Annotated in this window: 13 protein-coding genes; 5 read left to right on the top strand and 8 right to left on the bottom strand. The window is 42.5% G+C overall.

Annotated features, from left to right (window positions below; all coding sequences use genetic code 11):
* Window positions 1-4 precede the first annotated feature (4 nt).
* Both ACEN9X_RS11785 and ACEN9X_RS11780 read right to left on the bottom strand, forming a co-directional pair.
* Window positions 5-1,096, bottom strand: a complete 1,092-nt coding sequence (locus ACEN9X_RS11785; RefSeq protein ID WP_413670555.1) for a polysaccharide deacetylase family protein — start codon at window positions 1,094-1,096, stop codon at window positions 5-7.
* A 484-nt stretch (window positions 1,097-1,580) separates the two neighbouring features.
* Window positions 1,581-1,916: a winged helix-turn-helix transcriptional regulator gene (locus ACEN9X_RS11780; protein WP_413670554.1), complete on the bottom strand. Its 336-nt coding sequence runs from the start codon at window positions 1,914-1,916 to the stop codon at window positions 1,581-1,583.
* A 274-nt stretch (window positions 1,917-2,190) separates the two neighbouring features.
* On the opposite strand from ACEN9X_RS11780, the gene ACEN9X_RS11775 reads away from it, so the two are divergent.
* On the top strand, window positions 2,191-3,684 hold the full coding sequence (locus ACEN9X_RS11775; RefSeq protein ID WP_413670553.1) for a TonB-dependent receptor: 1,494 nt from the start codon (window positions 2,191-2,193) through the stop codon (window positions 3,682-3,684).
* 344 nt (window positions 3,685-4,028) lie between these two features.
* On the opposite strand, the gene ACEN9X_RS11770 is transcribed toward ACEN9X_RS11775, so the two are convergent.
* Both ACEN9X_RS11770 and ACEN9X_RS11765 read right to left on the bottom strand, forming a co-directional pair.
* Window positions 4,029-4,505 carry a hypothetical protein gene (locus tag ACEN9X_RS11770; RefSeq protein ID WP_413670552.1) on the bottom strand — a complete coding sequence of 159 codons (477 nt, stop codon included), beginning with the start codon at window positions 4,503-4,505 and terminating at the stop codon, window positions 4,029-4,031.
* 4 nt (window positions 4,506-4,509) lie between these two features.
* Entirely contained in the window at window positions 4,510-5,472 is a 963-nt protein-coding gene (locus ACEN9X_RS11765) for a heme-binding domain-containing protein (RefSeq protein WP_413670551.1), read from the bottom strand.
* Between the two features lie 210 nt (window positions 5,473-5,682).
* Here ACEN9X_RS11765 and ACEN9X_RS11760 point away from each other — a divergent pair, with 210 nt between their 5' ends.
* The 3 genes from ACEN9X_RS11760 to ACEN9X_RS11750 all read left to right on the top strand — a co-directional run bounded on the left by ACEN9X_RS11760 (window position 5,683) and on the right by ACEN9X_RS11750 (window position 8,255).
* A complete protein-coding gene (locus tag ACEN9X_RS11760; protein ID WP_413670550.1) occupies window positions 5,683-6,753 on the top strand; it encodes a serine hydrolase domain-containing protein in 1,071 nt (356 codons plus the stop codon).
* A gap of 13 nt (window positions 6,754-6,766) precedes the next feature.
* A complete protein-coding gene (locus tag ACEN9X_RS11755; protein WP_413670549.1) occupies window positions 6,767-7,327 on the top strand; it encodes an AraC family transcriptional regulator in 561 nt (186 codons plus the stop codon).
* 196 nt (window positions 7,328-7,523) lie between these two features.
* Window positions 7,524-8,255 carry a heavy-metal-associated domain-containing protein gene (locus ACEN9X_RS11750; protein ID WP_413670548.1) on the top strand — a complete coding sequence of 244 codons (732 nt, stop codon included), beginning with the start codon at window positions 7,524-7,526 and terminating at the stop codon, window positions 8,253-8,255.
* Window positions 8,256-8,441: 186 nt separating this feature from the next.
* Here ACEN9X_RS11750 and ACEN9X_RS11745 read toward each other — a convergent pair whose 3' ends face one another.
* Window positions 8,442-8,672 carry a hypothetical protein gene (locus ACEN9X_RS11745; protein ID WP_090532876.1) on the bottom strand — a complete coding sequence of 77 codons (231 nt, stop codon included), beginning with the start codon at window positions 8,670-8,672 and terminating at the stop codon, window positions 8,442-8,444.
* A 118-nt stretch (window positions 8,673-8,790) separates the two neighbouring features.
* Entirely contained in the window at window positions 8,791-9,156 is a 366-nt protein-coding gene (locus tag ACEN9X_RS11740) for a response regulator (protein WP_413670547.1), read from the bottom strand.
* Between the two features lie 209 nt (window positions 9,157-9,365).
* On the opposite strand from ACEN9X_RS11740, the gene ACEN9X_RS11735 reads away from it, so the two are divergent.
* The gene (locus ACEN9X_RS11735; RefSeq protein ID WP_413670546.1) at window positions 9,366-10,376 is read left to right on the top strand and encodes a LacI family DNA-binding transcriptional regulator; all 1,011 of its coding nucleotides are present in this window, start codon (window positions 9,366-9,368) and stop codon (window positions 10,374-10,376) included.
* Between the two features lie 128 nt (window positions 10,377-10,504).
* Here ACEN9X_RS11735 and ACEN9X_RS11730 read toward each other — a convergent pair whose 3' ends face one another.
* Complete coding sequence (locus tag ACEN9X_RS11730; RefSeq protein ID WP_413670545.1) at window positions 10,505-11,134, bottom strand: NAD(P)H-dependent oxidoreductase; 630 nt, start codon at window positions 11,132-11,134, stop codon at window positions 10,505-10,507.
* A gap of 345 nt (window positions 11,135-11,479) precedes the next feature.
* Entirely contained in the window at window positions 11,480-13,735 is a 2,256-nt protein-coding gene (locus tag ACEN9X_RS11725; RefSeq protein WP_413670544.1) for a transglycosylase domain-containing protein, read from the bottom strand.
* Window positions 13,736-13,800: the final 65 nt, after the last annotated feature.

The following is a 13,800-nucleotide window of genomic DNA, read 5'->3' as shown; positions in this document are numbered from 1 at the left end:
GTTTTTAGTTATGTTTAAAATCAGGCGCTGTTAGTTTATCCCTTCTGGCCTGTAATTCGCGCCAGGTTGTCAAAACGATGCCTTGTTGGCGTATAAACTGCATTAATGCAGGATCTGTCATCGCAAGTAAATCGGCCTTACGGGTATTGCCCGAATCTGTAATATGGCTAAATGCCTCTGTTGGTGCCGTGCAATGGATCAGGATGACTGTGATACCTGGCTTAGCCTCCTGTAGCAAAGCTTTATACCGCTCTGTTTTAAATTGTCTTAAGTTTTCATCGGTTGCTTCTTTATCTTTAGGAAAAACCCAATCGTAGCTTGATATATAAAGATCATCTGCCACCGCCAGACCTGCATTCCAGATTCTTTCGCCTGTTTGCTGAATTCCTTTTAACACAGATGCATCTACTTCCTGCTGATCTTCTTTTTTATCACCCAATTTTTTTAACCCGGAAAGTGGCCTCTCCTGTAATTGCTTCAAAAGTAAAGAGCCATGACCGGCAGCAAATAAAACAGGGATATGTGCAGCGATACCAACTTTAATATAGCGGTCCAGATATTCGGGAGAAGACCATAAAGTACCCATATGCGTATCAAGGTGGGTAGGATTAAAGCCCATTTTCCGCGCCCGCTCCAACTGTGCCCAAATCTCTGCCTCCACCTGGTCTGCCGAAGCATGACGCTGCACGTCGCTTACATTATTCCACATCGCGCCCTCCTGATCACATAACCCGGGCGACTGTTTGCAGCCCGTTAATGGCACCCAGCGATAACCATCCCATTCGGAAGTATGTGTCAAATGCAATCCCGCATCTGTACCGGAATGCTCCCTTAAATATTTAACCATGGCCGGTACCCAGGGGCAGGGCATCATTACGCTAACGGAGGTGGCCACATCACCATTCAATGCCTTTATAGCACCATCATTTGAATCATATGACATGCCGGCATCATCGACATGAAAAACAACAACCTTGTCGGTTTTGCTCCAGCCTAACCGTTCGGCATAGGTGAGCGCAGGCGAATTTTGTGCTGCCCCCGCCAGGACATTAAAAGAAAAACCCAGCATAATAATTACATTTTTATAATATTTCATGATTCCTGTTTAATAGAAAATAAAATGATTAAGCGTTCGAACTGCTTTAATACAAAGTAATAGTCGATTCTTTTAACCTGCAATAAGTCAATTTTTTATGACCTGCAACATTTTATCCAAAGACACGAAATCAGCATTATTATTGAAGCTCTTTTTCTCCAGGCCGGCGCTTCCGTGAATAACTTACGGGCAAGAGAGGTGCTGTTTTGAGCAACACAGCTACGCTTCTCTTTTTTGGGGTATTTTAGAAAACAGCAAAAAACTCCGGTCATAAATATTTGACTAATTGACCGGGTAATGAATTGACTGTTTATTTGCAGATATATACGGCTTCCCCATTAAAACAGTTTGCCGGTTTTAAGAGCCCGCGGTTTATAACAAGATCCGGGATTTAGTTGATGTAATTTCCTGATGTGATGTTACGATGCGTTCCGGGATGAGATCCGGAGCGCATTTTTTATTGATTTGCGCTACTTTATATCTATCAGCTAACAAGATGCTTATCCATCGTTATTGCCGGGGGGATCAATTTCATTTCTTCAAGGCATTTGAAAACGGGAATAAAAGATGCACCTTTTTCAGTAAGGCTATATTCTATATGAAGCGGTTTAATCCTGATAACTTCTTTTTTCAGAATACCACTTTCTTCCAACTCCCGTAATGCCGATGCTATTGCCTGCCTTGAGGACCCCGGCAAAACCCTGATCAACTGGTTAAAACGCACCGGCCCAAAAGATGCATAACGAAATATACATGGTTTCCATTTCCCAAACAGAACTTTCAAAAGATATTCACTCGGACAGCTTGATATCATCTCCATAAATTTATAAGCACGGTTTAACTATCTCCCCTCATGTCGCACATAATTTCAAATATATGTTTTTATTTCCTGCTGTTGGTAAATGGCTTATTATCACTTGCTACGAAAATTTTTTTCGGTAAATACCACTTTCCGGAAAAAGCAGCACACTTACAAAACATATTTCAACGACATTTTATGATATAATCTTAACACGCCTTCGCTTAAAAAAGTGTAATTTTAGGCTTTCTTAGATTATACTACTGGTAACAGTCAACTATAATAATTTATGGGTATGAATGCCATTCACAATAAAGATATTGGGACCAAGCAAAAAGCGCTGGCCATTAATCTTAACCCCGAAATTTATGGCTCATTTGCCGAAATTGGAGCCGGACAGGACGTAGCAGCAAATTTTTTTAAAGCCGGTGCATCATCCGGCACTATAGCCAAAACCATGTCGGCCTATGACATGCTTTTTTCAGATGCTATTTACGGGGTACAACAAAGCCGCCGTTATGTGAGCGAGCCCCGGTTGATGGCCATGTTGAGTCATGAATACGGCCTCATCATTGAGCGCCTTGGTGCGCAGCGTGGCGACACATCCACCTTTTTTGCTTTCGCGGATACTGTATCGGCCCTTAATTATAACAAAACCAACGAAGGCCACGGCTGGATGGGCGTACGCTTTCAGCTGGAACCGAACGGGCAATACAACGATGTGATCATCCACGTTAAACTGCTGGATAATGATAATAACCTACAGCAGCAGGCCGTAGGTATATTGGGTGTAAACCTGATGTATGCCTGTTTCTATTACAACGAGATCCCCCCGGTATTCCTGCTGTCGCTGATGGATAACCTTTCGCGCGATAGGATCCAGATTGATATGATCCGCTTTGAGGGCCCCAACTTCACCAAGGTTGATAACCGCCTGATGAGTCTTCACCTGGTAAAATATGGTTTTTCGGATGCTGCATTGTTCGGGCCCGACGGTAAAAACCTGCAACCATCTGAAGTATTATACAAAAAACACATTGTAATGGTGCGCGGCCGTTTCCGCCCGGTTATCAATGTTCATATGGACATGTTAAACACGGGGGTTAAGCAGTTTCTCCAGGAATCAGATGTTGACAAGGAAAATGTTGTTGTTGTTACCGAACTTACGCTCCAGGCGCTTAAGGAACGTAACGCCGATATCAATGCAGATATCGACGAAAAGGATTTCCTTGATCGTGTAGATATCCTTGGCTCCTTAGGGCAAACGGTAATGATCTCCAACTTCCACGAATATTATAAGCTGGTGGCTTATCTGTCAAAGATCACCAAGCTTAAAATGGGTGTGGTGCTTGGTTTCCCTAACCTTGAATATATCTTCTCCGAAGAACATTATAAAGATTTGCCGGGTGGTATTTTGGAATCATTCGCCACGTTGTTTAGCCGTAAGGTAAAGCTGTTTATATATCCTACCCTGCGCGATGGCGTGATCTGGAATTGCCTGCGCTTTTACCTGCCGCCTCACCTGATAGATTTGTACCGCTATCTGATAGCCAACAATAAAATAGAAGATATCAGGCATTATAACGAAAACAACCTCAACGTTGAAACTGATAATGTGCTGGAGCTGATAAAACTGGGAGCCAACGGCTGGGAAGAGTTTGTACCTGCCGAGGTAGCTACAATAATTAAAGAACGCCGCCTGTTTGGATATGCTTCAGGATTGGAACCGGTGAAAGCGCTTGAAGCTCCTCCAAAAGACGGGGACCGGACTGAAATAGATATTGCTTAAAAGCAGAAGCTTAACGCTGATTGAGGAGCTTTTCTTAAGTACCCTATTGGGAGCTCTCGTGTGGACACCTCTTTAAAGAAATGTGATCTCGATAGAGCAGCAGCGGATCGGGTGGTGGAGCGAAAGAGAAATCTTCTACATCTGGTTCTAAAACTATGCCTGTAAAAGCAGGGCGTAGAAGATTTCTCCTCACCTCTGGCGCACAAACCCTACCCTTGGCTCGTCGAAATGACATTTTTTTTATTAATGATAACATTAAAAAAGATGTGTTCATACGATAGATTTCAAGAAGGGGAATCCCACAGCCCTATGCTTTTTTCAAGTTAATAATCCCTTTTCATTAACTACGGCAGAACTGAAGGTTTTTGCCCAAGGATATATTTAATCCTTTCAGTTTGGCCCACAGTATCCGTTTTTAAGTCGAGGGATTTACCATTTAGTTGCTCATAATTAATAACGACATTATTGCCCGATGAAGCGGTTTTAATCACTTCCACCGATTCAACATCCGAAGGGATCTTCGCGCCGAACCAATGGTCATCATCCTGCTGTTTCCAGGTTACCAGTATAAAAACTTCATTGGCCGCAATTATCTTATTGCCTTCAATCGCTGCTTTTAGCGCAAACTCATTACCATAAAGTGTTGAAGCCGTTCCCCTGGTTTTATTTACAAAGGAAGTGATCACTTTAAGGCCATCAAGGTTATACTTCGGCGAAGCTGGTAGCGCCGCCCTGGTGTTGTACAATTCAACCTGTTTATTATCAGAACAGGCCGCCAACATTAATGTGCATGCTGTTAGTAAACTATATAATGCTTTCATGGGTTTAGTGTTTAATTGGTAGGGTGAATACAAAATCTTCGGCAGCCATGGGTTTGTGGCAACTCATACACTCTTTGGTGAATAATACATTGGCCCCGCCATAAGGAACCATTTTGGGCGTTTTAAACCTCGCCCAGCCCCATCCGTAGGTAGACGCATATTTTTTATCATCTTTTATCATGTATTCTACCTGTTTAAACTCACCGGTGTGGGTAGTGCCGTCCTTATCCTGTAGTTGCGCCCAGGCTACCTTGGCAAATATGGCGCCGTTTGGCCATGGGTGGATTTTGTTTTCTTTAATGGCTTTAACTGCAATGTCGTTACCAAAAATTACACGAAGGGTGTTATTATCAAAACGTTCGGTAGTACTGATAGGCTGCCAGTTTTTATAATCTGGAATGTAAGAGATCCCATTCGCTGCTGTTGGCAGTTTGGTGATTGCTGCTTCGATTTTTTGCCAGTGTTGATATTGTTTATCTGCAGCGTTGATAGCAGCGGTATCGGCAGGTTTGCTGTGCACCATCCCTGCGAGATAGTTTTTTAATACAGCAAGATCCGCCGCTGATATTTTTGCTTCTGTATGAACAGCCGTATAGCCAGGTAAAGGCATGGCGCCCGCTATGATCTGGTTGATCGATTCCCAGAGTTTTCCTTTTTGATCAGCCGTGGCAAGCTTGTTCCATTCCGAAAAATTAAGATCGGCCCGGCCATCCTTGATATGCGATGCAACGCCCCAGTAAACAGGGACTATCTTATCGTACCAGCGTAAATTGGTGTTGTTAGAGTGGCAATCATAACAGGCACGTTGAATAATGGCCTTAACATCAGCCGGAGCCTGAAAGTCGCCCGTTACGGGAGGATTAGCTACATCGGGGCGTACAAACTGAATGCTCACAAAGCCTGCAAATAAGATCAGGATAATGATGAATGCTTTTCGTTGATATAAAGGTTTCTTTTTGGTTTTCATGGCCTTTCGGTTTTGTAATACAAAGAAAAGTACAATGCACAATAATCAGCATCGCTATTAGGTGGGCGGGGGAAAACAATCGTTAAACGCGTAAAAAAGGAAGTTGAAACTACAAAACAAGCCGTTTTTGTGCCAACCTGCCTAAAACAGCATATCCGAATAAACTTTAAATTAGCTTAGCTGTCAAACAAGCTCATAAATCATTTAAATATGAAAGCCAAACTACCCTTTATCCTATGCCTATTACTGCTTTGTACCATCAAAGCCAATGCGCAATATAACTTCAGCAAGGTTGATAACTGGTTAAACGATCATGCTTCAGAAATGGGCGGCCGGGTGGTGCTTGTTGTTTATCAAAACGGCAAGCTTGTTTACAATCATGCCGTTAATGATATGAATATGAGGCAAAAGTTTGTTAGCCGCATGGTTGCCCGCAAACAAGGCAAAAAGGCCGATCTGGATGATTATACCTCTACATCACGGGTGGCCATTGCCAGTTGCAGCAAATGGCTCAGCGCAGCTTTGGTAATGACCTTTGTTGACGAGGGAAAGTTAAAACTTACAGATACCGTTGGTAAATACCTCCCCGTGCTTTCACAACATGGCAAGGGAGGGATAACCATTGGCCAATGCCTGTCGCATCAAACCGGTATCAAAACCCCGCCATTAAAAGAAAGCCTGGAAGATATGCGCCAGGAAAACTCAATGGACGACGCTATAGCTGATATTGCCGCCATGCCAATGGAAGGGACACCCGGAAAAGTTTTTCATTACAGCAATGCCGGCCTGCAAATTGCCGGAGCGATCATCGAAAAAATTAGCGGCAAAAGTTTTGAAACCCTTTTTGCCGAGCGCATTGCCCGCCCACTCAACATGCAGCACACCGATTTCGGCAACGCTAAAGTGGCTCTACCAGCTGGCGGAGCCTACAGTACATCCGAAGATTACCTGACCTTTTTGATCATGATCATGAGCCGGGGTACTTTTAATGGCAAACGCATCCTGAGCGAAAACAGTATAGCCGAGATGCAGGTAAACCGGCTCACGCCCGATGTAAAGATAGCCTACTCCCCTGCCGAGGCCGGTGGATTGGGTTACGGTTATGGCGAATGGGTATTTGATGCACATACGGTAAGCAGTCCGGGGCTATTTGGAAGTTTTCCGTGGATAGATAAGGATAAAAGATATGCCGCCTTTTTGATGACTTTTTATATTAAAAACGATGGCAGGCAACAACGCTACAAGGAGTTGAAGCAATTGGTGGATGAGGCTGTAAAATAGTAGTTTTGCAGCCATGAAGCTGTATATAAAAAATATGGTTTGCAGCCGCTGCAAAATGGTGGTGAAAAGCGAACTTGAAAAAGCGGGTTTGCAACCTGTTATGGTAGACCTTGGTGAGGTGGAAGTTAAAGAGGCCCCTACCCCGTCACAGCTTAAGCAATTGGAAAGTTCGCTGAATAATCTTGGCTTCGAACTCATTGATGATCAAAAAAGTCGCCTCATCGAACAGATCAAAACCCTCATCATTGAGCATGTTCATTATTCTGAAGTACAATCGCCATTAAAGCTTTCTGCCCTGCTTACATCAAAACTTAATTATGATTACGGCTATTTAAGCACCCTGTTTTCGGCCGTAGAAGGCTCAACAATTGAAAAATACCACATTGCGCAACGAATTGAAAAAGTAAAGGAGCTGCTGATCTATAATGAGCTTAGCCTTTCGGAGATTGCTTTTCGGTTAGGTTACAGCAGCGTTGCTCATCTATCCAGCCAGTTTAAACAGGTAACCGGGATGACGCCATCGGCCTTTAAGGCATTGCAGGGAAGTAAGCGCAGGAATTTGGAAGATATATAATTAAAGCACTAATTTTAGTCGAATTGAAACGAATTACACAAATTTTCCTCCGCTTTTATTCGTGTAATTTGATCAAATCGTGGCCGCCTTGCTGAGCATTCGTGCTAAACTGTAAATCTTATAAATCATATCCATAATACTATAACGGCTCCCCTACCTGCTCACGGTAATTTTGTATCAACAATTACAAATTATCATGACACATACATATAACATCACCGGCATGACCTGCACCGGTTGTCTCACTAAAGTTCAAAGCTTATTACAACAAGTTCCTAACGTTGAAAAAGTTGATATTTCATTGGCAGAAGGTTCTGCTGATATTACCATGAAAAAACATGTATCAACGGCCGATCTTCAGCAAGCCCTTGCAGCTTACCCTAAATATCAGCTCAGCGAAGCGGAAGCTCATCATCCCGTTATGAGCATGACCGATGATACTGAAATCCGTACCTGGCTGCAAACTTATAAACCCATCCTGCTTATATTCGGTTACTTGCTGGCTGCTTCATTAATTGCAGGTTACAGCAGTTCTTTTAACATCATGACCATGATGCGTATTTTCATGGGCGGTTTTTTCCTGATGTTTTCTTTTTTTAAACTGTTGGATATTGCCGGTTTTGCCGACAGCTACAGCATGTACGATATTGTGGCCAAACGCTGGCGCGGATGGGGTTACGCTTATGTTTTTATTGAGTTGGGCTTAGGTCTCGCTTTTGCGCTAAACATAGCCCCGGTAACCGTTAATGCTATCATGGTTATAGTAATGACTATAAGCCTGATTGGTGTACTGCAAAGCGTTTTCAACAAAAGGAAAATCCGTTGTGCTTGCCTTGGCGCGGTGTTTAACCTGCCCATGAGTACCGTTACCATTATTGAGGACAGCCTGATGATTTTGATGGGGGTTGTGATGCTGGGATTGATGTAACAGGCGCTCAAAATAGCTATGTTATTCCGATAGAGCTGGGAAGATCATGAGCATCGGGGGTGAAAGAGAAATCTTATACGCGCGGCTTGGTAAATCATACAGGCAATTTGCCGGGTGTATAAGATTTCTCCTCACACCACTATATTCCTTCGCCCGTTCGTCGAAATGACATTTTATTATTCGCTCTTACATCCTGAACCGCAAAGCAACCGATCTGCCCAAAGCCTGTGCAAACTCCGGGTCAATTACCGGGCCTTCGCCTTTTTGCACCCATACACGGCGGGCATCTTTTTGGAGGATTATCTTCTCGCCATTTAACAGGATCTCAAGTTCGCTGGTGGTTGGGGTAATTGGCGAGGTGTTAATTTGATACACGTGGTCGGTATCATTAAAAGTTATTCTTAGTGGCAATCCCATCTTTATCTTCTCTTCGGTAAACATACATATCCCATATTACAAAAGCAACAGCAGGTTGAAAGCATTACTATTTTTTAACATAACTAATTAATTTACAATTGATTATTTTAAAATTTAGTTATGCAGCCAGCTGTAGTTCAACCTTGCGGATCAGGCTGTTCATCCCAAACGGCTTATGCAAAACGTCGTCCGGGGCTCCTTTTTGTGAATTGTGATGCCCCACTTCTTCATTTTCCGAACACAAAATTACACGCAGACTTTTGGTGGCCCGGTTCAATTTAATTAGCCGGCACAGCTCGTGGCCATCCATACTTTTATCGGCAATATCCAGGATCACCAAATCCGGGTGGCATGCTTTTATAACATTGAAAATTTCATGCACATGGGTTGATGCAGCTACTTCGTAACCGTTGCCGAGCAAAATATAGGTCATTACTTCTATCATCAACTCGTTATCGTCAACTATCAAAATTCGCTTTGCCATAAATCATGCCACGGGAACTATACCGTGGATTATACAAAGTGCATGCCATTGATTAACTTAGAGTTAAGCATTTACGCCCCCTGCCGAAAGTGTGTGCCAGCACGGCTATCTTTTGTAATGATATTTTAACAATTATGCTCCTGATTATTAAACACAATTGATCTGTTTTATTACATTTGGCACATAGTAAATAGATTTAGCGGGCAAAAATGGACAATATCAATATCAAGAAACTGGCAAAGGAACTTAATATATCCACATCAACTATATCGAGGGCTTTTAACGGAAATACTGATATTAATAAAGATACTAAAGAGCGGATCCTGGCCTACGCCAAGCAGCATAACTATTTGCCCAATCATTATGCAAGCAATCTGCGCGATAAAAAAACCAATACACTGGCCGTTATCGTTCCTGAAATAGCCAACGATTTTTTTTCGCAGGCCATAAATGGCATTGAAGAGGTTGCCCGTAAAAAAGGTTTCTATATTTTGCTTTACCGTACCGATGACGTTTTTGAAAAGGAAGTTTCGTTTGTAAACTACCTTAACAATGGCAAGGCCGATGGCATCATCATGTCGGTATCCGGCGAAGCCAACGATCACAACTATCTTCGCCAATTGGAGAAAAAGCATGTGCCTGTTGTATTTTTCGACCGTGTTTACGAAGATATCGAAGCCGCCAAGGTAACCACTAACGACTATGACAGCAGCTTTGCTGCAACCGAACATCTCATTAAAACAGGCTGCAAAAAGGTAGCCTACCTGGTGGTTAATAAAAGTATTTCGATAGGTAAAGTGAGGATGCAGGGTTATATGGACGCCCTGGCTAAACATAAGATAGCGTTTGATGATAACCTCGTTATCGACTGTAGCAACGATGAAAAAATAAACTATAAGATCCTGAAAAAAGCCTTACAGGAAATCAGGCCAGACGGCATTTTCAGCTCAGTTGAGCGTTTAGCGTTTGCTACCTATTATGTTTGCAATGATCTTGGTATTTCTATCCCTAACGACTTGAAAGTGATCAGCTTTTCAAGCCTGAGAGTAGCCCCTTTACTGTCTCCTCCCCTTTCAACCATAACACAGCCGGCTTATGAAATGGGTGTAAAGGCGGCGACATTATTGTTTGATGTGCTTGAAAATAATGGCAATACCTCAAAAAAGGAACATGTTTTAAAATCGAAGTTGTTTATCCGGAAGTCTTCGGCTGGTTCATAGTTCATGGTTGATGGTTCATAGCAAGACAGCAGATACATAAAAAAGAAACAGGCGATAGAAATAATTCCATCACCTGTTTTTGCAAGATGGCTATGAACTATGAACCATCACCCATGAACTATAAAAATTTACGCTTCAATAAAAAGCTCGCTTTGCGGGCGGCGTACTTTCAGCATTTTGCTATAAGCATCGTCTTCGGCACGGAAACCTACCGCGGCAATTACAGTGGTAGTTAATCCTTTTTCTTTAAGGCCAAGGATCTCGTCAAATTTCGAAGCGTCAAAACCTTCCATCGGGGTAGCATCAACACCAATCTCAGCAGCTTCGGCTAATAAAACACCTAAAGCAATATAGGCCTGTTTGTGCGACCATTCAACTTTTTGTGCATCTGTACGACTGGCCAATGTACCTAATACCATTTGCTCGTAACCGATAAGGCTTTCGCGGGCAATACTACGGGTTGAAGCAACAAGGTCGATGAATTTCTTACCGAAATCCTCGTCAAGATTAGTTAATGAGGCAAATACAAACAAAGCCGATGAATCGGTGATCTGCGCCTGGTCATACCCTACAGCACGTAATTTTTGTTTGGTTTCGGCATCCTGTACAACAATCACTTTATATGATTGCAAGCCTAATGATGATGGTGCTAACTGGATAGCTGTTTTTAATGCTTCTAATTGTTCTGCACTTATTTTTTTAGTGGGATCGAATTTCTTAATGGCCGATCTCCATTGTAATTTTTCTACTAATGACATGATTATCTCAATTATTGAAACAAATATACATGTTTAAACATATAAGTTTAAACACACAAATGTCAAGAGATAAATACCCCCCTTTATTTTGCTTACAATTTGATCAAATTACACGAATTTTCATTTTAAATTTATCATAGTACAAGCCGGGTTTGCACTAATTGTATTTAGCTGCCGCGGGTTTTTCAACCATGGTTTCAGCTTTCAGCCGAACCTAAGTAAGCCGAAAGCTTACAAGATGCTAACCACGAATTACGCTGCGCTAAACTCGCGGTAGTGGGTATAAATACAAAACGGACATTCTGCTAAGCAGAATGTCCGTTTTCACCTCCCTGAAAAGAACTTTTACGGCATCTTATCCTTCAACTCCTTTTCCTTTTCGTCTTCTTCGTTCCTTAATCGACGTTTTTCCTGCCTTACTTCTTTTCGCGTTCGGCCGCCGGTGGTGTCTACTGCGTCAATCTTCAATTTATACTCGGCTTTAAGCGCTTCTATCTGGGCTTTGATTTGTTCCTTTAACGTTTGCTCTTTTTGTTTCTGCTTTTCTTCGGCTTTTTGTTCGGTGGTGTCCTTTTTACCAAAAAGGCGCTGGAAGAAATTTGGTCGTTTTACCGGCTCTTCAACTACAGGCAAAATACTGTCATCGTCTGCACCGCCCTGTTTCATGAGGCTATCCGCAGTAGCGGTATCAACAGGCGCAATCTGGCGGCGCAGGCTTTCTCTTAAACGTACCTCGTAAAAGCCGTAAGCATTGGTATCACGGGCAGTATATCCTTTCATGGCCATCAGTTTACCTATCAGGTTAAAATAGCCGTGCAAACCCGGTCGTAAGGTACCATCCGGCTGAAACGCGTACAAGCCCCCTTTAGGATAAGGCACAATGCTGGCCAGGTAAATACTTTCGCCGAGACTAAGTTCAGATGGCGCTTTGCCGAAATAATAGTGCGCGGCTTCCGATATACCGTAAATATTACGGCCCCATTCAATAATGTTGAAATAAACCTCCAGCATCCGGTCTTTGGTCATGATGCGGTTATTTTCAATAAGCCATACTATCAGGATCTCTTCTATTTTACGCGATAAAGTTTTTTCCCTGCTCAGGTAAGCGTTTTTCACCAGTTGTTGTGAGATTCCGCTGCCCCCTCGTTTATACTTTTTAGTTTTAAAATCGGTAGCTATCGATTTGCGGATGGCTTCCATCACAAAACCATGATTGGTGTAAAAAGACGGGTCTTCGGCAGTCATAACTGCATTCCTTAAATTAGGCGAGATCTGCTGCAGTGGGGTAAACTCCGGGTTTTCGGGGCCTATCAGGTGAGGCGCCATTGGTTTGCCTTTTTCATAAGGCGTATATATAAACGGACTGTTAAGCTTACTTAAATCGGTACGTCCAAATTTAAGGATCCGGAAATTGTCCCTATCCATGCCCGAATCAAATATCAGGTCATCGGGTTTTGACGAATCCATATAAAAATTCATATGATAGTTCAGCTTTCCGGCAACCTGGATACCGTCGAGCGCGTCAAACATCCCGGTTGGGAACGAATCAAAAATATCAGTTGCATTAAGCCACCCGGTATTCAGTTTCAGTTCATAAATTTTAACCGGGTTTAGCGTGTATTTGATATAAGGATGTGCGGTTAGTTTTTTTATATGGATAAGCGAAGTACTGTCAATAGATACATAATTGGAACCTACTTTAACATCCGCATCAATGGCAGCTTCCGGGAACACAATGTCGGAAGAAGAGATGCCCGGGTGACGGATCAGTAAATTCTTAACCGACCACGAGCCCGAAATTGAAGTTTCACCGCTGCTATGATCCTCCTTAGTTAATTTAGTTTGCAGCGTATCGAAATTAAGCTTCAGGTTAAATTTCTTTTCAATGATCGGCAGCTCAACCTTTTGGTGATTATCGGCATAAAGCATTACATCGATGTCTTTATCCGAGGGGTGCATTTTGCCGGCAAAATGCCAGGTAGCTTCACCATCGTTAACCTTTATTGTCGAAGTCAATTGTCCGTCTTTGATCTGCGCGGTCTGGGCTAAAAGCTTTAGCTGTGCACTGTCATTTTTAAAACTGATATTAAAATTATTGAGCGATAAATTATCGGGGATTTTGTAAAGTACCTCATTGATCAGGTTATGGGCAATATTGCTTAAATCGGCTTTGTTGTTGGTTGCTGTCGAATCCTTTTTCTTCTTAAACAGGAAGTCGAAATTTTTAACCCCGTTTTTGTCAACGAGGCTAATAAAACCATCCTGTAGTACAACATCTGATAGTTTTACCTCGCCAAGCAACAAGGGCATAATGCGTACACTTACTACAAAGTTTTTGATACTTAGCAAACTGTCGCGCCCGTCAGGCACAATGCTGATGTCGGAAAAAGAAACCGTACTAAGTCCGGTAAACCGGGCCGATCCTATTTTTACATCTAAATTATAATCTCTCTTCGCTTTTAATTTAGCTTTGTCGATGGCTTTTTCGAGCAGGGCGCCACGTTTTGAGTAGGCAACATATCCGCCGATAAGCAGAATAAGAATTAAGGGAACGAGAATGTATGCGGCTATGCGTATATATTTAGGATTAAGGCGCTTCATTTGTTAATTTTATCCAAAACTAAACTAAATCTTATCCCCTGCAAACGGTTGTTTTTGCAAATTGT

Origin of the sequence: Mucilaginibacter sp. Mucisp86 (assembly GCF_047324315.1) — a bacterium.
In the GTDB taxonomy this organism is placed as follows: Bacteria; Bacteroidota; Bacteroidia; order Sphingobacteriales; family Sphingobacteriaceae; genus Mucilaginibacter.
The sequence above is the reverse complement of the archived record's forward strand: the minus strand, read 5'-3'. Positions and strand labels throughout refer to the sequence as shown.